The organism is Solibacillus sp. FSL R7-0682, from assembly GCF_038005985.1.
Lineage (GTDB): Bacteria > Bacillota > Bacilli > Bacillales_A > Planococcaceae > Solibacillus.
This window is the reverse complement of the sequence record NZ_JBBOUI010000001.1, coordinates 1,314,003-1,334,211: the sequence shown is the minus strand read 5'-3', so window position 1 is coordinate 1,334,211 and position 20,209 is coordinate 1,314,003. Positions and strand designations below refer to the sequence as shown.

26 protein-coding genes and 1 other annotated feature are annotated in these 20,209 nt (G+C 37.6%); of the genes, 2 read left to right on the top strand and 24 right to left on the bottom strand.

Going from position 1 to position 20,209, the window contains the following annotated elements; genetic code table 11:
- Nucleotides 1-111 precede the first annotated feature (111 nt).
- The 6 genes from tgt to MKZ17_RS06665 all read right to left on the bottom strand — a co-directional run bounded on the left by tgt (nucleotide 112) and on the right by MKZ17_RS06665 (nucleotide 6,105).
- A complete protein-coding gene (gene tgt, locus MKZ17_RS06690; protein WP_340725511.1) occupies nucleotides 112-1,260 on the bottom strand; it encodes a tRNA guanosine(34) transglycosylase Tgt in 1,149 nt (382 codons plus the stop codon).
- 125 nt (nucleotides 1,261-1,385) lie between these two features.
- Complete coding sequence (gene queA / locus MKZ17_RS06685) at nucleotides 1,386-2,423, bottom strand: tRNA preQ1(34) S-adenosylmethionine ribosyltransferase-isomerase QueA (protein WP_340722976.1); 1,038 nt, start codon at nucleotides 2,421-2,423, stop codon at nucleotides 1,386-1,388.
- A gap of 15 nt (nucleotides 2,424-2,438) precedes the next feature.
- Nucleotides 2,439-3,443 (bottom strand): Holliday junction branch migration DNA helicase RuvB, encoded by a 1,005-nt coding sequence (ruvB, locus tag MKZ17_RS06680; RefSeq protein WP_340722975.1) that lies wholly within the window; start codon nucleotides 3,441-3,443, stop codon nucleotides 2,439-2,441.
- A gap of 15 nt (nucleotides 3,444-3,458) precedes the next feature.
- Nucleotides 3,459-4,079, bottom strand: a complete 621-nt coding sequence (gene ruvA / locus MKZ17_RS06675; RefSeq protein WP_340722974.1) for a Holliday junction branch migration protein RuvA — start codon at nucleotides 4,077-4,079, stop codon at nucleotides 3,459-3,461.
- A 170-nt stretch (nucleotides 4,080-4,249) separates the two neighbouring features.
- Complete coding sequence (locus tag MKZ17_RS06670; RefSeq protein WP_340722973.1) at nucleotides 4,250-5,029, bottom strand: phosphotransferase; 780 nt, start codon at nucleotides 5,027-5,029, stop codon at nucleotides 4,250-4,252.
- 50 nt (nucleotides 5,030-5,079) lie between these two features.
- Entirely contained in the window at nucleotides 5,080-6,105 is a 1,026-nt protein-coding gene (locus tag MKZ17_RS06665; RefSeq protein WP_340722972.1) for a LysM peptidoglycan-binding domain-containing protein, read from the bottom strand.
- A 122-nt stretch (nucleotides 6,106-6,227) separates the two neighbouring features.
- Between MKZ17_RS06665 and MKZ17_RS06660 the strand changes: the two genes are divergently transcribed.
- Together MKZ17_RS06660 and MKZ17_RS06655 are read left to right on the top strand one after the other, a co-directional pair.
- The gene (locus tag MKZ17_RS06660; protein ID WP_340722971.1) at nucleotides 6,228-6,755 is read left to right on the top strand and encodes a transcription repressor NadR; all 528 of its coding nucleotides are present in this window, start codon (nucleotides 6,228-6,230) and stop codon (nucleotides 6,753-6,755) included.
- A 126-nt stretch (nucleotides 6,756-6,881) separates the two neighbouring features.
- On the top strand, nucleotides 6,882-7,343 hold the full coding sequence (locus MKZ17_RS06655; protein WP_340722970.1) for a GNAT family N-acetyltransferase: 462 nt from the start codon (nucleotides 6,882-6,884) through the stop codon (nucleotides 7,341-7,343).
- Between the two features lie 47 nt (nucleotides 7,344-7,390).
- Here the strand turns inward: MKZ17_RS06655 and MKZ17_RS06650 are convergent, their stop codons facing one another.
- The 18 genes from MKZ17_RS06650 to MKZ17_RS06565 form a co-directional block, all read right to left on the bottom strand.
- Entirely contained in the window at nucleotides 7,391-7,792 is a 402-nt protein-coding gene (locus MKZ17_RS06650; RefSeq protein ID WP_340722969.1) for a thiol-disulfide oxidoreductase DCC family protein, read from the bottom strand.
- A 10-nt stretch (nucleotides 7,793-7,802) separates the two neighbouring features.
- A complete protein-coding gene (gene pheA / locus MKZ17_RS06645; protein WP_340722968.1) occupies nucleotides 7,803-8,675 on the bottom strand; it encodes a prephenate dehydratase in 873 nt (290 codons plus the stop codon).
- 112 nt (nucleotides 8,676-8,787) lie between these two features.
- Complete coding sequence (locus MKZ17_RS06640) at nucleotides 8,788-9,243, bottom strand: ACT domain-containing protein (protein ID WP_340722967.1); 456 nt, start codon at nucleotides 9,241-9,243, stop codon at nucleotides 8,788-8,790.
- 17 nt (nucleotides 9,244-9,260) lie between these two features.
- Nucleotides 9,261-10,550: a GTPase ObgE gene (obgE, locus tag MKZ17_RS06635; protein WP_340722966.1), complete on the bottom strand. Its 1,290-nt coding sequence runs from the start codon at nucleotides 10,548-10,550 to the stop codon at nucleotides 9,261-9,263.
- A 5-nt stretch (nucleotides 10,551-10,555) separates the two neighbouring features.
- Nucleotides 10,556-11,080, bottom strand: a complete 525-nt coding sequence (locus MKZ17_RS06630; protein WP_340722965.1) for a Spo0B domain-containing protein — start codon at nucleotides 11,078-11,080, stop codon at nucleotides 10,556-10,558.
- A 159-nt stretch (nucleotides 11,081-11,239) separates the two neighbouring features.
- Nucleotides 11,240-11,536, bottom strand: coding sequence for a 50S ribosomal protein L27 (gene rpmA / locus MKZ17_RS06625; RefSeq protein ID WP_340722964.1), 297 nt, complete (start codon nucleotides 11,534-11,536; stop codon nucleotides 11,240-11,242).
- A gap of 13 nt (nucleotides 11,537-11,549) precedes the next feature.
- Nucleotides 11,550-11,888, bottom strand: coding sequence for a ribosomal-processing cysteine protease Prp (locus tag MKZ17_RS06620; RefSeq protein ID WP_340722963.1), 339 nt, complete (start codon nucleotides 11,886-11,888; stop codon nucleotides 11,550-11,552).
- Between the two features lie 18 nt (nucleotides 11,889-11,906).
- A complete protein-coding gene (gene rplU, locus MKZ17_RS06615; RefSeq protein WP_008405205.1) occupies nucleotides 11,907-12,215 on the bottom strand; it encodes a 50S ribosomal protein L21 in 309 nt (102 codons plus the stop codon).
- A 14-nt stretch (nucleotides 12,216-12,229) separates the two neighbouring features.
- Nucleotides 12,230-12,307 (bottom strand) — a sequence feature (ribosomal protein L21 leader region).
- Nucleotides 12,308-12,352: 45 nt separating this feature from the next.
- A complete protein-coding gene (locus MKZ17_RS06610; protein ID WP_340722962.1) occupies nucleotides 12,353-12,964 on the bottom strand; it encodes a metalloprotease in 612 nt (203 codons plus the stop codon).
- Nucleotides 12,961-13,500 (bottom strand): M23 family metallopeptidase, encoded by a 540-nt coding sequence (locus MKZ17_RS06605; RefSeq protein ID WP_340722961.1) that lies wholly within the window; start codon nucleotides 13,498-13,500, stop codon nucleotides 12,961-12,963. The genes MKZ17_RS06610 and MKZ17_RS06605 overlap by 4 nt, the downstream gene beginning before the upstream one ends.
- Before the next feature lie 94 nt (nucleotides 13,501-13,594).
- Nucleotides 13,595-14,392, bottom strand: coding sequence for a septum site-determining protein MinD (gene minD, locus MKZ17_RS06600; protein ID WP_340725510.1), 798 nt, complete (start codon nucleotides 14,390-14,392; stop codon nucleotides 13,595-13,597).
- An 83-nt stretch (nucleotides 14,393-14,475) separates the two neighbouring features.
- Nucleotides 14,476-15,147 carry a septum site-determining protein MinC gene (locus MKZ17_RS06595; protein ID WP_340722960.1) on the bottom strand — a complete coding sequence of 224 codons (672 nt, stop codon included), beginning with the start codon at nucleotides 15,145-15,147 and terminating at the stop codon, nucleotides 14,476-14,478.
- Between the two features lie 28 nt (nucleotides 15,148-15,175).
- The gene (gene mreD / locus MKZ17_RS06590) at nucleotides 15,176-15,703 is read right to left on the bottom strand and encodes a rod shape-determining protein MreD (RefSeq protein ID WP_340722959.1); all 528 of its coding nucleotides are present in this window, start codon (nucleotides 15,701-15,703) and stop codon (nucleotides 15,176-15,178) included.
- Entirely contained in the window at nucleotides 15,703-16,623 is a 921-nt protein-coding gene (mreC, locus tag MKZ17_RS06585) for a rod shape-determining protein MreC (RefSeq protein ID WP_340722958.1), read from the bottom strand. The genes mreD and mreC overlap by 1 nt, the downstream gene beginning before the upstream one ends.
- A gap of 12 nt (nucleotides 16,624-16,635) precedes the next feature.
- Complete coding sequence (locus MKZ17_RS06580) at nucleotides 16,636-17,652, bottom strand: rod shape-determining protein (RefSeq protein ID WP_340722957.1); 1,017 nt, start codon at nucleotides 17,650-17,652, stop codon at nucleotides 16,636-16,638.
- 428 nt (nucleotides 17,653-18,080) lie between these two features.
- Entirely contained in the window at nucleotides 18,081-18,761 is a 681-nt protein-coding gene (gene radC / locus MKZ17_RS06575) for a RadC family protein (protein ID WP_340725509.1), read from the bottom strand.
- Between the two features lie 29 nt (nucleotides 18,762-18,790).
- The gene (locus tag MKZ17_RS06570) at nucleotides 18,791-19,384 is read right to left on the bottom strand and encodes a Maf family protein (protein ID WP_340722956.1); all 594 of its coding nucleotides are present in this window, start codon (nucleotides 19,382-19,384) and stop codon (nucleotides 18,791-18,793) included.
- A 102-nt stretch (nucleotides 19,385-19,486) separates the two neighbouring features.
- Complete coding sequence (locus tag MKZ17_RS06565; protein ID WP_340722955.1) at nucleotides 19,487-20,095, bottom strand: translation initiation factor 2; 609 nt, start codon at nucleotides 20,093-20,095, stop codon at nucleotides 19,487-19,489.
- Nucleotides 20,096-20,209 lie beyond the last annotated feature (114 nt).

Sequence of the window (20,209 nt, the reverse complement as noted above, 5' to 3'; positions counted from 1 at the left end):
CCCCCTTTCTATTTCTCACTTACCTAGTATAGTACAGATTTGCTAGATTTTGCGCTAAAAAACTCTATTAATTCAAAAAAAATCAAAGAATATTTAAATCTCGACATATTATTAGAAATTTTTTGCATTTGGCTTATTATAGCCGTACTTTTCAAAGAATTCTTCTTTAAAATCACCTAAACGATCTTCACGAATTGCTTGACGTACATCTTCCATTAATTTAATTAAGAAGCGTAAGTTATGGTAAGAAGTTAGGCGGAGGCCGAATGTCTCCTCTGTACGTAATAAATGACGTACATATGCGCGTGTATAGTTTTTACAAGTGTAGCAATCACAGTTATCATCAATAGGGCGGAAGTCTTCAGCATACTTCGCATTTTTAATGACCATACGGCCTTCAGATGTCATTAACGTACCGTTTCGCGCAATACGTGTCGGTAATACGCAGTCAAACATATCAATTCCGCGCATCGCCCCATCAATAAGTGAATCTGGAGAACCAACACCCATTAAATAACGTGGCTTATTTGCTGGCATTAACGGCGCTGTAAAGTCTAATACTTTATTCATGACATCTTTCGGTTCACCAACAGATAAACCACCAATTGCATAGCCTGGGAAATCTAGTTCTACTAGTGCCTCTGCTGAACGTCTACGCAATTCCTCATATTCGCCACCTTGAATAATACCGAATAGACCTTGTTCATCAGAACGCTGATGCGCTTCTTTACAACGTTTCGCCCATCGTGTTGTACGATTTACTGATGCTAGCATGTACTCATATGTCGCAGGATATGGTGGACACTCATCGAAGGCCATCATAATATCTGATCCTAAGTCATTTTGAATTTCCATTGCTTTTTCTGGAGATAAAAATAATTTGTCACCGTTTAAATGATTACGGAAGTGAACGCCTTCCTCTTCAATTTTGCGGAATTTACTTAACGAGAATACTTGGAAGCCACCTGAATCGGTTAAAATGGGACGATCCCAGTTCATGAACTTGTGTAAGCCACCTGCTTTTTTGACGATTTCATTACCTGGACGTAACCATAAATGATACGTGTTTGATAGGATAATACCCGCATTCATTTCTTTTAGTTCCTCTGGACTCATCGCTTTTACAGTAGCCTGTGTTCCAACTGGCATAAATGTTGGCGTTTCAAATGAACCGTGTGGCGTATGAACGATTCCTAAACGCGCTCCTGTTTGGGCACAAGTTTTAATTAATTCGTAACGAATTGGTGGTTGTTGTGTCATTTCTGTCATTTCTATTTTCCCTCTCATTTCTAATGTAAAAACAGTACATCGAATTAAAACACCTACTAAAAATAGTAGGTGTTACACAAATAACAATTGTATATAGATTTTAGTGTAATTGCAAACTACTTCTTCGGACGAATGAACATCGCATCACCGAAGCTGAAGAAGCGGTATTTTTCTTCAACTGCTTTTTCGTAAGCGTTTAAAATTGATTCTTTCGAAGCTAAAGCACTGACTAGCATAACTAATGTAGACTTCGGTAAATGGAAGTTTGTAATCAGTCCATCAATTGCTTTATACTCATAGCCCGGATAGATGAATATGTTTGTCCAACCTTGTGCTGTGACAATTTTGCCATCATTTTTTGATGCAACTGTTTCCAGCGTACGTGTTGATGTTGTTCCAACGGATATAACTTTACCACCGGCATCTTTAACACGTTGAATTGTTTCCGCAGCTTCTTCAGATACACTATAAAATTCTGAATGCATATCATGTTCCTCAATTGAATCAACGCTTACTGGACGGAAAGTACCTAGGCCAACGTGAAGCGTTACAAAGACAATTTCAACGCCTTTAGCACGAATTGCTTCAAGCAACGTTTCTGTAAAGTGAAGCCCTGCCGTTGGGGCCGCTGCAGAACCGCGCTCTTTTGCATAAACTGTTTGATAACGATCTTGATCATCTAATTTTTCACGTATATATGGAGGAAGTGGCATTTCACCAAGTTTATCCAAAATTTCATAAAAAATTCCGTCGTATTCAAATTTAAACGTACGACCACCGTGATCTAATTCGCCGGTACATGTGGCTGTTAGTAAGCCGTCACCGAATGTTACAACTGTCCCTACTTTCACACGCTTCGCAGGTTTTACAAGTGTTTCCCATTCATCTTCATTTGTTTGTTTTAATAATAACAACTCAATATTTGCACCCGTATCAGGCTTAACACCCATTAGACGAGCTGGTAATACACGCGTATCATTTAATACAAGGCAATCCCCTGCATGTAACTCATCTAAAATATGCCCAAATGTATGATGCTCAACTTCTAATGAATTTGGATTAACAACCATTAAACGACTCGCAGTTCGGTCAAGTAAAGGTGTTTGTGCAATTAATTCTTCTGGTAAATGAAAATCAAAATCTTCTACTCTCACGTCTAAAACTTCCTTCTATTCTTTTTGTGCTGGCGGATAGCCAAAATGTGTATAGCAAAGATCCGTTGCCATACGTCCGCGTGGTGTTCGCTGAATAAAACCGATTTGTAATAAATATGGCTCGTACACATCTTCAATCGTAATACGTTCTTCACCAATTGAAGCAGCGAGTGCATCTAAACCAACCGGACCTCCACCAAAGCGTTCAATTAATGATTGCATAAGCTTATGGTCTATATGATCAAGCCCTCGAGGATCTACTTGTAAAAGCTCTAATGCTTGTTTCGCAAGATCTGGTGAAACAATACCATTTGCTAATACTTGCGCATAATCGCGTACACGCCTTAATAACCGATTGGCGATACGTGGTGTCCCGCGCGAACGACGTGCAATTTCACCTGCTGCCTGTTCATTTAGCTCGACTCCAAATAACGTTCCTGAACGAATAACAATTTCCGCTAATGCCTCTTCGTCATAATATTCTAATCGCGCAAGGACACCAAATCGATCCCGTAACGGGGCAGATAAAGCACCTGCTCGAGTCGTTGCACCAACAAGTGTAAATGGCGGTAACTCTAAGCGAATCGACCGGGCTTCTGGTCCTTTTCCAACGACAATATCTAAACAAAAATCTTCCATTGCAGAATATAAAACTTCTTCAATCGCACGTGGCAGGCGATGGATTTCATCAATAAATAGGACATCGCCCGCTTCAAGAGAGCTTAATATCGCAGCTAAATCGCCGGGACGCTCAATTGCTGGCCCACTTGTCATTTTGACGTTAACGTCCATCTCATTCGCAATAACAATCGCTAATGTCGTTTTCCCTAAACCTGGTGGACCATAAAGGAGAACATGATCTAGACTTTCCTGACGAAGTTTTGCCGCTTCAATAAATATTTTTAAATTTTCCTTTACTTTATGTTGGCCTATGTATTGCATAAGTCTTTGTGGTCGTAAGGAAAGTTCTAATTGCTCTTCTGCTTCTGAAGCTTCTCCTGAAAGTACGCGGTCTAACATGATTTTCACTCCCTTTTATTTCATTTTTAATAATAATTTAAGTGCTTGTTTAATATAGCCATCTGTTGTTGATAAAGAGTCATCTTCATCGAGCTGCGGTTTAATTTTATCAAGCTCTTTTTCTGAGTAGCCAAGCGCTACTAAAGCAAGTAACGCTTCCTCAAGCTCATGCTTATTCGGATTTACACCAAATAACGGCAATTCATCCTCGTTACTAGGGAGTTCGACTGTATCTAGTAACATACCTAGCTTGCCCTTTAAATCTAAAATCATTTGGCGTGCAGTTTTTTTACCAACACCAGGGAAACGTACTAAAAAAGCTTCATCTTCCATTTCAATCGCTTGTATAACGGACGTAGGGTTACCACTTGCTAATATCGCTAAAGCACCCTTTGGACCGATTCCTGATACTTGAATCAGTTTTTTAAATAATTCACGTTGCTCCAAACTATGAAAGCCATATAAATTTTGTGCATCTTCGCGAACTTGCATCGAAACAAAAATTTGCTGCTCTAATGCAGATTGTCTAAATGCATAAGGATTAGGCGTATATAGCAACCAACCAATCCCTTGCTGCTCTAAAACAATATATTCTGGTGTAACACGTGTTACTTGTCCTTTTAAATAATCATACATCGTTCATCCCTCACATTTCTGCATCTATTATAGCACATCACAGAGCGATCACCGAACGTATGTTGCATTTTACATGAAGAAAGACTGCCTCTATTGAGACAGTCTAAATTATTCTACCATATCACATCATGAAGGGATACTGATTGCCTTTTAAACTAGCTAAAAATTCACTATTGTAATGCTTCAATGGCACGTTTTAATTTTTTTTCATAGAATATACATTCACTCACTACAGATTGTATAAAAGGATAACAAGCTTGCTGCTGTCTTGGTGATAATTTTAAATAGTACAATGCTTCTCGCATCACTTCGTTTGGATAAAGTAAATAATGGAGCTTATGCCTCACTTCTTGTAAAGTAGGGTGCTCATTCATCAAATCCGTTAAATTGTAGTTGACGTTCGGTAAAACACGGTGTAACCATAATATGATTTCATCTGTTTTTTGACCTAATGCAGCTAAATCAAAATCAACAAGCTTTATCCCCTCGTCACCAATCATAAAATTATGGTGTACGACATCGCCATGAAGTAATGTTTGTCGTTCGGGTACGTATTTTGTCGCTTCAATATAAGTTAATGCCTTTTCAGCCTGTTTAACGATTTTTTTATAATTATCTTCCAGCAATTCTGTTAATGCCGATTCATGCTCAATAAATCGTTCGAATCGACGGTTCCACTTTTCTTTCAACCCATAATAAGGGAGTAAATTCAGTTCTGTCCAGTCAATTTCCTTACCCGTTTGATGCAATGTTTGTAGTACATGTAACGTCAACTTTCGATCATCTGGCTGACGATAATTTGCACTTCTTCCTTCATACCAGCGCTGTTTGATAATATGCGCATCCTCATTTCTTTCTACAGGTACATGATAAGGAAACTTTATTTTTTCAAGTTGATGATGAATCAATTTCACTTTTTGTGCAAGAAAGGCATCCTCATAATACTTCATGAAAAATGAGCCCTTTGGCGAATCCCACTGCCAACAATTTTCCTTTATTACTAGTGACATGGCTTCTGTGGATGTGGCATTGGATTCATTTGTGGCATCATCTGTGGATCCATTTGTGGCATCATTTGTGGCATCATTTGTGGCATCATTTGCGGATCCATTTGAGGCATCATCTGTGGCATCATTTGTGGATCCATTTGTGGCATCATTTGCGGCATCATTTGCGGCATCATGTGCATCGGATGAGGTACTGGTTGCATTTGTGGCATCATGTGCATTGGATATGGCATCATATGCGGTGAACAACAAGGATTTGGCATACACATCATTTGTTGTATTTCCTCATAATAATTACGTACTTGATGTTCTCTATCTTTACATCCACACATTGGCATAGCTGATGATTCCTCTTGGCGAATTGGTAAAACTCGAGGCGGTTCTGGCATTTTCATTCCATGTCCACACTTGTGGCAAGTTGGCATATGATGCATTTGTGGCATCGGAGGGTGCCAATGTACAGGCTGTTCAATATAAATTGGTTGTTGCGGTACCGGCTGTGGTTGCGGCTTAACTTCTGGCTGTGGTGCTGGCTGTGGTGCTGGCTGCTGTATAATAATTGGTTGCTGAGGCATCATTTGTGGCATAACGACTGGCTGTGGTATAGGCATTGACATTGTTTGTTCAATTGTCGGCTGAAAATGTACATGCGTTTGCTGGAATGGTAATGACATTGGCTGTGGGGGCGGTTGAAAATAAATATCCCCTTGCCATAATGGTTTTTGTGGGACTGGAACCGGCATCGGTGCTGGTATTGGCTTCGGCGCTGGTGCAACTTCTTTTATAGGCTTTACTTGTTCTTTTACTTGTTCCTTTATATGTTCCTTTACAACTTGTTGTTGCACAACTTCTTTTTCCTTTTTCACAACCATTTCTGGTAAATAAATTTCCATCCCCGGTACAATGTAATCCGGGTTTGCTAAATGGGCATTTAAACGTTTTAACTCTTCAAATCCAACGGCATATTGCTTGGCAATTTTCCATAATGTATCTCCCTTTTGAACAATATGAACGCGCACATTCTTCCTCCTTTTCTCGTAATAGCATATGCGTAAGTTACCACGTTGCCACAAACTTTCCATCAAGCATAGCAACTTGTGGTAAACTAAGAGCACGATGTTTGTCAATTGAGGTGGAAATTATGAAGAAGTTACTTGGTGAAGAGCGACGCAACGAGCTACTCTCCATTTTAAAAAATGCAAAGCAGCCTATGACAGGCACAGACTTGGCAAAGCATACGAACGTATCTCGACAGGTGATTGTCAATGATATGAATTTATTAAAGGCACGAAATGAACCAATCGTTGCAACGAGTCAAGGTTATATTTATATGCACAATATACAGCAAACAAAACATGAACGAAAAATTGTTTGTATGCATTCATCCGAACAGGCCAAGGAAGAATTATTCATTTTAGTAGATTGTGGTGTAACTGTTGAAAGTGTGATTGTTGAACATCCAGTATATGGTGAAATAACCGCTTCAATTATGGTTTCAAACCGTTTAGAGGTCGAGCATTTCATCAAACGGGTTGCTGAAACGAAAGCTCAATATCTTTCTGCATTAACAGATGGGACACATTTGCACGTAATTAGTGCGTTAACAGAGGAAAGTTTAGATTTAGCAGAGGCAAAATTACGTGAACATGGTATTTTAATTGAAAATTAGAGCTTGAAAGGGACGCAATTAATTGCAGTCCCTTTTCCTATTCTATTATATAGTTCTTTCAAACATTCATTTGACTATTTATTCAATTTATTTTATATTTATACAAAAGTGAAAGGATTGGCTATATTGAACATTATTCTAAACGAAGATGTTGAAACTAATTTATCCATTCAGTTAAAAGCATTTGCAGAATACGCGACTGACCCAACCCCCTCCAGCGCATTAGATGAGTCAGTAGAACAAATTAATGAGGAATTACAAAATGGCACAAAAATTTTAACGGCCATCGTTGAAGGGAAGCCTGTTGCTACCGTTCGCTTCTTATTAAAAGCGCATCTGCTTTATTTTTATCGCCTCTCCGTGTTACCTGCTGAACAAGGAAAAGGCTACGCGAAACAGCTCATAACTAAACTGGAGGATTTTGCAAAGCAACAGGGGCTAAATGAAGTACAATGCAACGTAAGATATAACGTTCCGCGTAACCTCTATTTATATACATCCATTGATTATCAAATTATTCACGAATATGATGTTATTAAACCAAATGGAGCAGCTATTAAAACGGTAACGATGGCTAAGAAAATTTAAAAAATAAGGCTCTCTTATGTTTACTTGAGAGCCTTAAGTATCGAATATTATTTTTTATCAATTAGAAATCGACCTTTTTGTTCTGGAGTTGGCAACATACACTCTTGCTTTTTACCAAACCATTTATAGCGATTTTTTGCAATCCATTTATACACAACATCTCGTAGTGGCTTCGGTATAACAATGCCAAAATAAAATAGTTTCCAAAACCCTGAAAGATTTCGTGCTACTTTTAATGCCGCAGTCGATTCAGTGAAATAATGTTCCCCTTCCAGTAGCAAAAAGCTATTCGTTGTTGCGGGAATATTGTATTCCAATAATAACGATTGCCCTATTTCACTTTGTAATGATGTAAAATGAAACATACCACTAGGGTCGCGCTTTAAAATAAACTGTACACTTGCATCACATAAATTACATTCCCCATCAAATAGTACAATACGACGCATGCTCTTCACCTCACTCTGGAGTGACGTATGTAAAGTACGTGCCAAGGGATTTTAATTCACACCCTAGAGATTTTAGCTCTTCAACAGCACCCTTCATCATCGCGTCCTCTTCATCAGCTAGTATATCAATTATAAAGAAATAATTCCCTAATCCTGTTTTAAGTGGGCGTGATTCAATTTTACTTAAATTTAGCTTTCGCCATGCAAAAACCGATAATACTTGGTGAAGGGCACCTGAAACATCCGTCGGTAATGTTAGCATGAATGTTGTTTTAGGCTGTGCTTGTAATGGCACAAGACCGTGGCGAATATTTTGCTTCGATAACACAAAGAATCGTGTATGATTAAAATGAAAGTCATGAACATTGTGCTGAGCAATATGTAAGCCGTATTTTTGAGCAGCTGATTCATTGGCAATTGCCGCAATAAAACGATCCTCAGTTTTAGAAACGAGCTCTGCAGCTGCAGCTGTAGAAGCAAAAGGTGTTTGTTTTACCCGACCATGATTGTAAAATAAATATTTATGACATTGTGCCAATGCATGTGGGTGTGAATAAATTTCTTCAAGCCCTTCTAAATCATTGGCAAATTTTTTATTCACAAGTAAATGCTGTTGTATTTTTGACATGACCTCAGCTGTTACAAACAGATTTGCCTCATGATATAAATAATCTACAGTTAATGGTACAGAACCTTCTAATGCATTCTCTATTGGCACAACGGCTAGTTCCACTTTTCCTTCTGATACCGCTTCAATACATTCAGGAATAGATGTATATGGGATATGCCAGTCATTAGGAAATAACCCCTTCGTTGCTAAATATGTAAAAGAAGCTTCAGGTCCTAAATATGCTATTCTTTTCTCCCATTTGTTTTCAGACATTTTTTTGTCCTCCAATCTTCCGTTCTAAATTTTCAGTGAATTCAACAATAAGAAAGGGCTGTCCCATAGCTTATTTTTCTTATATGCTTTGAGACAGCCATTGTTTTTTCTATTATAAGGCACCCGAGCTTATTACTTCAGCTGATTCGACAAAGTCTAGCTGATTTAAGCTTCGAATGAGCTCATCTAAATCATAAGTCATGCTCGTTACATCAAGTGATAATGTCACATTTGCACGACCTTGAATAGGAATTGTTTGATGGATTGTTAATACATTACAATGGGCATCGGAAACTGTTTCAAGAAGTCTCGCAAGTGTACCTTTCCGATCTTGTAATTGAATAAAAACCGTTAATATTCTTTCTTGCACGATAGAGTGGAACGGAAAAACGGCATCACGATATTTATAAAAGGCGCTCCGAGACAAATCAACCTCTTTTACAGCATCCCAAATGGAAGCGACTGTTCCATTCTGTAGCAGCTGCTTTGCTTCTAAAGTTTTTTGCATGGCATCCGTTAGGACATCTTCACGCACTAAGTAATATCGCTGATTGGCAACGTTTTTCATTATGATCCCCCTAACCCTTAATCAACAAAGTCAAATTCAAATTCCATTAAACGAACCGTGTCGCCATTTTGTGCACCACGTTTACGTAATTCTTCATCAACGCCCATTGCACGTAATTGACGTGCGAAGCGACGAATACCGTCTTCACGGCTAAAGTCTGTCATTTTAAATAGACGTTCAATTGTATATCCAGAAAGTACAAATGAACCGTCATCATCACGTGAAATTTCAAAATCGACACCTTTACTTTCATGCTTGTAAAGTACTACCGCATCTGATTCTTCTTCTGTAATTTCGTGAAGTAAAAATTCTGGTGTTACTTCTAATAAGTCTGCAATTTCAAATAATAATGGTTTTAAGCCTTGACGAGATACAGCTGAAATCGGGAAGATTTTCACATCTTCTCCTACTTTCTTTTTGAACTCAATTAAGTTTTCTTCTGCATCTGGCATGTCCATTTTGTTTGCCACAACAATTTGCGGACGTTCTAGTAAGCGTAAATTGTATTGCTCTAATTCATTGTTAATCGTTACATAATCATCATATGGCTCGCGACCTTCCATACCTGACATATCAATTACGTGTACGATAACACGTGTACGTTCGATATGACGTAGGAATTGCATACCAAGACCCACTCCTTGGTGTGCTCCTTCGATTAATCCTGGTAGGTCAGCCATTGCAAATGAACGACCATCATCTGTTTCGACCATTCCTAAATTCGGTACGATCGTTGTAAAGTGATACGCACCAATTTTTGGTTTTGCCGACGAAACAACCGATAACAATGTAGATTTACCAACTGATGGGAATCCTACTAAACCTACATCTGCTAATACTTTTAATTCTAAAATTACATCTATTTCTTGGCCAGGCTCTCCTTTTTCTGCAAGCTCTGGTGCTGGGTTCGCTGGTGTAGCAAAGCGGCAATTTCCGCGCCCACCACGTCCAGCTTTTGCAACAACCGCTTTTTGACCATGCTCAACTAAGTCTGCAATTACAGCCTTTGTTTCTGCATTAATCACGACTGTACCAGGTGGCACTTTTACGATTAAATCCTGTGACTTACGACCGTGCATTCCTTTACTCATACCATGCTCTCCGCGTTCCGCCTTAAAGTGACGTTTATAACGGAAGTCCATTAATGTACGTAATCCTTCTTCAACTTCAAATACGACGTTACCACCGTGTCCACCGTCACCGCCTGCTGGACCACCATTTGGTACATATTTTTCACGACGGAAGGCAACCATCCCATCTCCGCCATCTCCGGCTTTAACGTAAATCTTTACGTGATCGACAAACATTTCTTTCACTCCTCATAAATGTGAATAACATATTTCCACGAAGTATTCGTTTCTTCTAGTGTTTCCACATTGAATATATTCTGTTCTGTTAAAAAGCACGATTGTTGCCATTTTCCTTTTAAATGAAAAGTAATCTGACAATCTTTACCGTTTGCTTCAATGTCCAATTGTAATTGCTGCTCCTCATAAGGATCAAGCACATCATATACATGAATAATTGTGTTTTCCAAGTATTGAACAATAGCTCCATCGTACTTAGCATTGACTGATGCCAGTACATCACTCGTCATTTGCATCTGTAAAGCGGGGTATCTCCAATTCACCGTTTGAAGCCATTCTACCGTTTGTGGTAACTTAAGTTGATTAACGTTAGAAAGCATTTTACAATGTTCAGATAGTTGTTCAATTACTTTTTTTGCGTCATCTACTCGTTGTAAATCTAAATTCATTTGAATTAAATGAAGATGATTTAAAAAATCATGGTTTGCATAACGTAAAGCTTCACTTACAGTTAAGTTAGAAACGGTCATTTTACTCACTCCGATTTACAGTTTCATCATTAGTATAACAAGTATTTCAACATTTTTCCCTTAATTCCCTGCCCAAACGACATAGATAATACTATAGGAAAATTTCAATTATTCATTTAAAAAAGGACTGCAATAAATGCAGTCCTTTAATTGCAATAATTATGCTTCTTGAGCTGTAGGGTATACAGACACTTTTTTCTTATCGCGACCCATGCGTTCGAATTTAACAACGCCATCGACTTTAGCGAATAAAGTATCGTCACCACCGCGACCTACGTTTGTACCTGGGTAAATTTTTGTACCGCGTTGACGGTAAAGAATTGAACCACCAGTAACGAATTGACCATCAGCACGTTTAGCACCTAAACGCTTAGACTCAGAGTCACGACCGTTCTTAGTAGAACCTACACCCTTCTTAGATGCGAAGAATTGAAGATCTAACGTTAATAATAACATAATGTTCCACCTCCTAGACCATTTTGTATTTCAATTCGATATACTCTGAATAGCTAGCAGTCATTGTATAAAACTGCGTCACCATTGTGTTCAAAAGTACTTGTAATTTTTCGTCTGTTTCAGCATCTGGTTTCTCAGGAATAGTTACTTTTAAGTATCCACCTTCTGCACCTTGTTCAATTTCAGGTGTAATTCCAGTAACATGTGGAATGGCATTTACTGCACCAAAGGCAACAGCAGAAGCACCTGCACATACTAAATCACGACCATATACATCAGACAATGCATGACCAGATATTTCAAATCCATACGATTTACGATTTTCATCGCTGTAAATTGTAACAGTGATCACTCTCTATCACCTCACTTATTAAGCGTTGATAGCTTCAACTACTAATTTAGTGTATGGTTGACGGTGACCTTGTTTACGACGGTAGTTTTTCTTCGCTTTCAGTTTGAAAACAGTAATTTTCTTTTGCTTACCTTCTTTAACAACTTTAGCTGTTACAGTAGCGCCAGCAACTGTTGGAGCACCAACTTTAACTGTTTCTCCACCTACGAATAAAACTTTGTCAAAAGTAACGATTTCGTCAGCAGCTACACCTAGTTTTTCAACATAGATTTCTTGACCTGCTTCAACTTTGATTTGTTTACCACCAGTTTCGATAATTGCGTACATTAAAATGCACCTCCTCTTAGACTCAGACTCGCCCGGAATTGCAGGTGACCAAAACGGTACTTAAAACCTGTTCAGCGCGGTTGTAGTAGCACGGGTGCTACAAACAATAACATTAAAATACTACCACACCATACCATTCAAGTCAACCTGTTCATTACAAGTTTTTCGAATGCAGAACGGTATTTTCGAACTCTCCATTCTCCTATTACTTTGCTCCATAAAAATAGACTTAACACAGCTAAGGAAAGAGATCGAGGCAGTAAACATAATAGTACGATAATTATCATTGTAAGTAAATAAAAAGATACGGACAAATACATTTCATAAACTTTTATTCTCGGATTGGCCATTAGTAGGCGATAACAAAGCAATCTTCCGCCATCTAATGGCCAAATCGGGATGAGATTAATTGCAAGCAATAGAAAATTCATATAAAAAAAGGGTTCGGTAAAATTATCAGGAAGATACAAAGCTACAAACATTCCAATTGCTGAAGCGATTGGCCCTCCTAATGCAATGATTGTCAGCTGATTATAAGAGAGTGCCAACTCGTTTTTTATTTTCATTTCCCCACCATAAGGCACAATGACACAACGTTCAATTTTAGCACCGACAAGCTTAGCTGCCACATAGTGACCGAATTCATGAAATAATAGCGAAATAATAATGACACTATATAGTGCGATATTGCCGTATAAAATAATGAAAAATAAAAGTATAAGAAATAACGGATGAATGACTAGTTTCATTGGTGAAGTTCTTTCAGCCACTGAGTTGTTTGTTTTATGTCTAAAAATACTCCATTTTCTTCAATTTGAATATATAATTTCCCTGCTTCTTTCGTTGCAATCAAAGTACCTTTTGAGACAGCCGAATATGGTAACACGTCAAACTGATCAACATAACCAAATGTGACAGTAATCCCATTTCCATATAAAATTGAGATCGTTTTCCCGTTGTACCTCGTATGACCTGTAAATACAATCAATCCATCATACAATGCCGTTAAAACGATTGGTTGCTCATAGGACAATAAAAACCCCTCATTATATCGCTCAATTGACTGATACGTTAATAATTGTTCTATTGAGGGATCTGCTGAAACAGGTACTTGCTGCTCATTTCGAAAGCCAATATCCATAATGACAGAGCGCATAAACAATAAATCTTCAGAGCTATAAACAATTTTATTCACACTTCTTTTGACAACTAAATTCCCATACGTGTTACAAAGAAAAATCGTCAATAACAATACACTCGCGATGAGCCATTGCCATTTTTTCAAGCTCACCATCCTATCTTTTTCTATAGAATATGTGTAACACCTGAATTAAATTCAAAAAGAAGTTGCCAACTAATTCGACAACTTCCTACATTTACTATTTAAAGATTGATTTTAATTTTGCAAACATCCCTTTAGGTTGGTCGTCCTCTAATGTCATTAAAGGGACGGAATCCCCTAAAATACGGCGTGCAATGTTTCGGTAGCCTAATGATGCCTTATTATTTGGATTCATTACAATTGGCTCCCCTTTGTTCGAAGAGCTAATAACATCATCACTATCTACAATAATTCCTAATAAATCGATTGATAAATGCGTTGTTACTTCCGTAATATCCATAGCATCACCATTTGACATTAGATTTTTACGGATACGGTTAATGATTAACTTTGGCGCTGCAATTGGTTCTTGTTCTAAAAGACCGATGATTCGGTCTGCGTCACGTACAGCTGATATTTCAGGTGTCGTTACAACAATGGCTTGGTCTGCTCCAGCTACCGCATTACGGTATCCTTGCTCAATACCCGCTGGACAATCAATTAATACATAATCAAATTCGCGTTTTAATTCATCAACTAAAACTTTCATTTGATCCGGTGTTACGGCATTTTTATCTGTATTTTGTGCGGCTGGGAGTAAATATAAACGATCATCGACACGTTTATCTTTAACAAGTGCTTGATGTGTTTTACAACGCCCTTCAATAACATCAACTAAATCATAGATGATGCGATTTTCTAAACCTAAAATAACATCTAAATTGCGCAGTCCGATATCTGTATCGACTAAACAAACCTTCTTCCCTTGAAGTGCCAATGCAGTCCCTAGGTTAGCAGTCGTAGTTGTTTTACCGACTCCACCTTTTCCTGAAGTTATAACGATTGCCTCTCCCACATTAGCGGCCCCTTCCTTATGTAAGGTAGCATCTTGAGCTATTGCTTCATCAATATTCTTAGCGAATAATAATTCTTCTTCACTCATTTAGCTCCCTCCTTAAATGTTGATAAATTCGGTCGGATATTTCTTACTTCTTGTATTCTGTCATAACAAATTGCATTATCTTCACCGATATAGGCAAATAATTGATCCGTTTTTTGCATCAAAAACTGTGTTTCATTTGTCATGACCTCCACATGATTCGCAATTAAAACATGTGTCGGTTCAAAATGAGAAGCGGTAATGATTGCTTCATCATTACCGTTAACGCCTGCATGGACAATGCCTTTTAGCTTACCAGCAATATGAATACTACCTCCCGCTTCAATTCGCCCATTCGGATTGACATCACCTAAAATAAGAATATCCCCAGTTGCACGAAGAACTTGTCCAGAACGAACAATACCAACAAAAGTATCACAACGATTTTCCTCTAGCTGTTGTTTACTTTCATCCACTGTAAGTACATCACTATAAACCTTTTTTACTCGTAAATTAGGCTGTTGTTCTACTAGCTTTGTTAATTGCTTTTTTTGTTCTGGTGTGCAATAACGTTTCCCCAGATGCAATTGTACATCTATTTTACCATCAAGATGACCTTCTGTAACTTTTTTTCCAAGTTCTTCAATTAAATCTGTATAAGAACATTGATCGTCTAGTCGAAGTACCAATCCATCCTTCGTCCCTTTTATATGGACTAGTTGTTTTTTCATAGCTTACAAGTCACCTCACGCTACATTATTAAGAATGCTGCTGAGCACGTTGAAGTACGCGGGCACTTATTAAATATTTAAATACCCACCCGAGCATCATTAAAAATAAAGAATTAGCCAAAATTGTCGGCAAAAGTCGATTAAGTATGAACGGCTTTAATGCCATTGTAGTAAACTGTATCATATAGAAAAATTCATATAACGCAAATTCTAGCAAACTTATTAATAAGATTGCTAAAACTGTAGAGAATAGTAGATGGGGGTGAATACGTTTTACACACCACGCTGCAATAAAACAAACTGCTGGGTATAAAAATGTATATAACCCAATGATATTAATATAAAATACATCGAAACATAACCCAAAAATTAAGCCATAAATCATCGCTTTTTTACGATTATAATAAATGGCTAAAAAGATTAAATATAAAATTAAAAACCGAGGAACTAAAATAAACGTTTGATCGTTCCACGTGATTGGTGAAAACATCGCAAATTCGGATTCAAGCAAAAATAATAGCACTGCAACTAACGGAATTAGAATTCGAGTGAGCATTATTCTTCCTCCTCATCTTCCTTAGGGGCAGGTCCATTCGTTAAATCTTCATTTGTTGCGTTACCATCAGAACCATCAATTGCAATCGTTTTACGCTTTGCAATGATAACATTTTCTAGCATAGAGAAGTCCGCTCCTGGCTTTACATAGGCCATTTTCGTTAAACCGAAGTCATCTGTCGTTACTTCCGTTACTTCGCCAATTAAAATACCTTTCGGGAAAATCCCTCCAAGACCTGATGAAAGAACTTTCTCGCCTACTTTTAATTCTACTTTTGAGTCGATTCGCTTTAATAGTAATTCGTTGCGCTCTGCATCATAACCTTCTATTAAACCGTGAATTTCTTTATTTTTTTCATTGATTACAATAGCTGAAACACGATAATTTTCATTATTTGTATAAAGAAGTTCCACTTCAGATGTATACGGCGTAGCAATTACGATTTTACCGATAAGTCCCCGTGTAGTCATGACGGCCATATTTTTCTCAACACCGTCTGCTGTACCTTTGTTTAAAATAATTTTTTCTTCCCATTGATCAGGGTTTCTCGCAATGACCGTCGCCTGAATCGGGTTGAAATCACGCAAACTTCCCTCCATCGATGTTAGTTCACGTAATGAAGTATTTTCAGCTTTTAAAGTACTTACCTCTGCTTGCAATACCGCAAAATCCTCTAAGCGCATTTTTAAGCGTTGATTTTCTTCATACGTATTTAACAGCGAATCAATATTGCTAAAAATACTTGTTATGTAGTTTGTTGGCTTTGCAAAAATAGATTGCGCAAAGCCAACAGTATCTTTAATAATTTGCTCAGGTAATGTTGCGTTATGACGATCACGTAGGGAGAAACCAATCAATGCCACAAGGAAAATTACGCTAACTAACAGCAAGATTAATTTTTTATTTGTAAAATGTGGCACCGCAAGTCCTCCTTACTTCAGTTGTTGTGAACGAATTAAATCAATATTGTCTAATGCTTTACCTGTACCAATTGCAACACAATCTAATGGATTTTCTGCAATAAATACTGGCATTTTTGTTTCATCACTAATTACTTTATCTAAATTGCGTAGTAATGCGCCACCACCTGTTAATACAATACCGCGCTCCATAACGTCAGCTGATAATTCTGGTGGTGTTTGTTCTAATGTTTTCTTAACGCCATCTACAATTGAAATAATTGCTTCATGTAAAGATTTTGAAATCTCATCAGAAGTAATTTCAATTGTTTTAGGTAAGCCTGTTACTAAATCACGGCCGCGAATTTCCATCGTTTCAGCTGGTCCTTCAGCACGTGCTGTACCGATTTCAACTTTAATCGATTCCGCAGTACGTTCACCGATTGTTAAGTTATAAGATTTGCGAATATATGCAATAATTGCGTGATCCATAGCATCACCGCCAACACGTACAGATTCACTTGTTACAATACCACCAAGTGAAATAACCGCTACTTCCGTTGTACCGCCACCGATATCAACTACCATTGAACCTGTTGGCTCCCAAACTGGTAAACTAGCACCAATTGCCGCAGCAAATGGTTCTTCAATAGTAAACGCTTCTTTTGCACCAGCTTGACGAGATGCATCAATAACTGCACGTTGCTCTACAGATGTAATGCCGTATGGCACACAGATCATAACGTTAGGTTTCTTCCAATTAGAACCTGATGCTTTCATAGCTTCTTTTAAATAGTATTGAATCATTGCAGTCGTAATTTCAAAGTCTGCAATTACACCATCTTTCATTGGACGAATAGCAACGATTGATCCTGGTGTACGACCAATCATATTTTTCGCATCGTTACCTACTGCAACAATGTCGCCTGATTTCGTATTTTTCGCTACTACTGAAGGTTCACGTAGTACGATTCCTTTTCCTTTAACAAACACTAATGTATTCGCTGTGCCAAGATCAATCCCGACATCCTTATTCCCTAATCCAAACAAATTTAGTACTCCCTTTCTTAAATAGCCATTCTATCTTTTATGATATTGCTAAAATCATACGCTCTATTATAACGAATTGCGTCAAAAAATTATAGTGTCACAAGCACTGAATCCCGACTTTTGTCGAATGTTTTTTTGCATAACGCCACTTTTCTATTGTATTTCTATTTTCATTTTGAAACAATTAAAATTAATATGTAAGATTTAACAAAATAACCACATACACATGACGAATATAACATACAAAAGTTCCATAACAATTAATCTCTTTATATCCGTACAGTTATATTACAAAAATAATAATTTCTTTACGATTGTATCGACGAAACTGCTAAATTATGCATGCCTGTTGAAAAAGATATTTATATTTTTATTATCAAACAAAAAGACCCTCTTGTAACAATGGATTACAAGAGAGTCTAAAATAATCAAAAATACCCTTTTTCTTTCATACTGATAAATTGATGATCCCCGATGATGACATGATCAAGCAAATCCACTCCGACTATTTTACCTGCTTCATGCAGTCGATTTGTTACTTCAATATCTTCTGGACTTGGAGTTGGCACGCCACTCGGATGGTTATGCGAACAAATAATGGCAGCCGCAGAACGTTTTACAGCTTCGCGGAAAATTTCTCTTGGGTGTACGATACTAGCGTTTAAACTACCAACAAAAATCGTCTGTTTATGTAGTACTTGATTCTTTACATTAAGAAATAAACAAACAAAATGCTCCTGAGTGAGTGATGTCATATCCTGCATTAAAAAAGATGCTGCATCCTCAGGGGAACGAATAGTAAAGCGCTCTTCTAACTCTTTTGACGCTAAACGACGACCTAGCTCAATTGACGCTAAAAGTAAAACCGCCTTCACTTCTCCAATCCCTTTAATATCCTTCATTTCCTCTAAAGTTGCATGCTTTAAATTGTGTAACTTCTCAAAAGTAAGTAAAACACGATTGGCAACAGTTAATACGGACTCCTGCTTCGTGCCAGTGCCTAATAAAATCGCAATTAACTCTTGATTAGAAAGGCTTTTTGCTCCTTGACGAATCAATCTTTCACGAGGGCGATCTAACGTATGAACATCATGTATTTTTATATTCATTAACGGGTGGGTAGACAATTACATCACTCCTAAAAAGTTAATTTTAGTAGGTGTAAAGTAAGCAATTTTTGTACTAAAGTTGCTATTGGTAAACCAACTACATTGTTGTAATCTCCTTCAATTCGATCTACTAGTAAAGCTCCACTAGTTTGGATTCCATATCCTCCTGCTTTATCAAACGGATCTCCTGTTTGCACATATGCTTCTATCATTTTAGGGGAAACTTCTTTAAATACAACGTTTGTAACTTCGACAAATGTTGTTTCTACCCCATCCGGTTGAATAATCGCGACAGCAGTCATTACTTCATGTCGATTTCCACTCAACTGGGATAAGTGTTGTACAGCCTCCTCAGGGGATTTCGGCTTGTGTAAAATTTGATTATTAAAAACAACAATTGTATCGGCACCAATAATAAGTTTTCCGACGCATTTTTTGGCGACATCACGCGCCTTTAATAATGCAACCTCTTTTACATATTGTTGCACCGTACTAGCTTGTACACTTGTTTCTTCAACATCGCTCGTTTGTATTGAAAACGGTACGCGAAGCATTCCGAGCAATTCCTTTCTTCGCGGTGATGCTGAAGCTAAAATAATTTGTTCATTCGTAGTAAAATTCATTTCCAATCCTCCTATTTACTATAGTAAACGACAATTGGAAATTTGAAAAACTTTGCATTAGTTAAACAAACTCAAAAAAAAATATTTAACGACGTTTTGCTATCAAAACGTCACTTTCAAACAATCTAATTGCTCATAATAATTCATTAACATATGCAGCCGAATAACATTAACCTGATTCGTTAACTTTTGAACTTCTGCAAGATTTGTCCCCCAATCCTTTGGCACATTCGCCTGTTGTGCGTCTGTCAACGTTTCAACAGAAAGCCACTTTTCATCCATAAGTAGATTGGGAAGTTGAAGCTCACTAGTAGTAGGGCAACTGCTTGATAATGTCATTTTTTTATAAAAAGAACTAGGGGTTGTTAACGTTGCGCCTTCTACTTTTTCTTGATCAAGTTGTGACCAAATATAATACTGATCATCCACCTCAAAGATAGTGGATTTATTCAGGGTTGGATATGACGCTAAAAACTGAGCAGCACTATCAAAGTTTGAAAAAACACCATGCTGCAAAGCAAAAAAAGACTGTGATACTACTTCTTGTTCACTTGATACTTGTGTGGTCGAAGCGAGCTCATCCTCTTGTTGTTCATTGGAAGGTAACTGTAGAATAAAAATAAATACAATAACGCCTACTAAACCAGTTAATCCTCCAAAAAACATCGCTTGTGCAACTGAGCTTTTTCTTACTGTTCGAATTATTGGCATATACTCACCTCTTTTTATAGCAAACTTTACCAAAAAAAATATAAAAAAAGGCGAGAGTGATGTCGACTCGCCTTTAAAAGTTTTCTTGTTATTTCGATATATTTTGTCAGTATA

Coding starts and splice junctions, on each gene's coding strand:
- tgt (WP_340725511.1), bottom strand. CDS start 1,260: ATGACACAACAACCACCAATTCGTTACGAATTAATTAAAACTTGTGCC.
- ruvB (WP_340722975.1), bottom strand. CDS start 3,443: ATGTTAGACCGCGTACTTTCAGGAGAAGCTTCAGAAGCAGAAGAGCAA.
- ruvA (WP_340722974.1), bottom strand. CDS start 4,079: ATGTATGATTATTTAAAAGGACAAGTAACACGTGTTACACCAGAATAT.
- MKZ17_RS06670 (WP_340722973.1), bottom strand. CDS start 5,029: ATGAAGTATTATGAGGATGCCTTTCTTGCACAAAAAGTGAAATTGATT.
- MKZ17_RS06660 (WP_340722971.1), top strand. CDS start 6,228: ATGAAGAAGTTACTTGGTGAAGAGCGACGCAACGAGCTACTCTCCATT.
- MKZ17_RS06650 (WP_340722969.1), bottom strand. CDS start 7,792: ATGCGTCGTATTGTACTATTTGATGGGGAATGTAATTTATGTGATGCA.
- pheA (WP_340722968.1), bottom strand. CDS start 8,675: ATGTCTGAAAACAAATGGGAGAAAAGAATAGCATATTTAGGACCTGAA.
- MKZ17_RS06640 (WP_340722967.1), bottom strand. CDS start 9,243: ATGAAAAACGTTGCCAATCAGCGATATTACTTAGTGCGTGAAGATGTC.
- obgE (WP_340722966.1), bottom strand. CDS start 10,550: ATGTTTGTCGATCACGTAAAGATTTACGTTAAAGCCGGAGATGGCGGA.
- MKZ17_RS06630 (WP_340722965.1), bottom strand. CDS start 11,080: ATGACCGTTTCTAACTTAACTGTAAGTGAAGCTTTACGTTATGCAAAC.
- rpmA (WP_340722964.1), bottom strand. CDS start 11,536: ATGTTATTATTAACGTTAGATCTTCAATTCTTCGCATCTAAGAAGGGT.
- rplU (WP_008405205.1), bottom strand. CDS start 12,215: ATGTACGCAATTATCGAAACTGGTGGTAAACAAATCAAAGTTGAAGCA.
- MKZ17_RS06610 (WP_340722962.1), bottom strand. CDS start 12,964: ATGAAACTAGTCATTCATCCGTTATTTCTTATACTTTTATTTTTCATT.
- MKZ17_RS06595 (WP_340722960.1), bottom strand. CDS start 15,147: ATGAAAAAACAACTAGTCCATATAAAAGGGACGAAGGATGGATTGGTA.
- mreD (WP_340722959.1), bottom strand. CDS start 15,703: ATGCTCACTCGAATTCTAATTCCGTTAGTTGCAGTGCTATTATTTTTG.
- radC (WP_340725509.1), bottom strand. CDS start 18,761: ATGAATATAAAAATACATGATGTTCATACGTTAGATCGCCCTCGTGAA.
- MKZ17_RS06570 (WP_340722956.1), bottom strand. CDS start 19,384: ATGAATTTTACTACGAATGAACAAATTATTTTAGCTTCAGCATCACCG.
- MKZ17_RS06565 (WP_340722955.1), bottom strand. CDS start 20,095: ATGCCAATAATTCGAACAGTAAGAAAAAGCTCAGTTGCACAAGCGATG.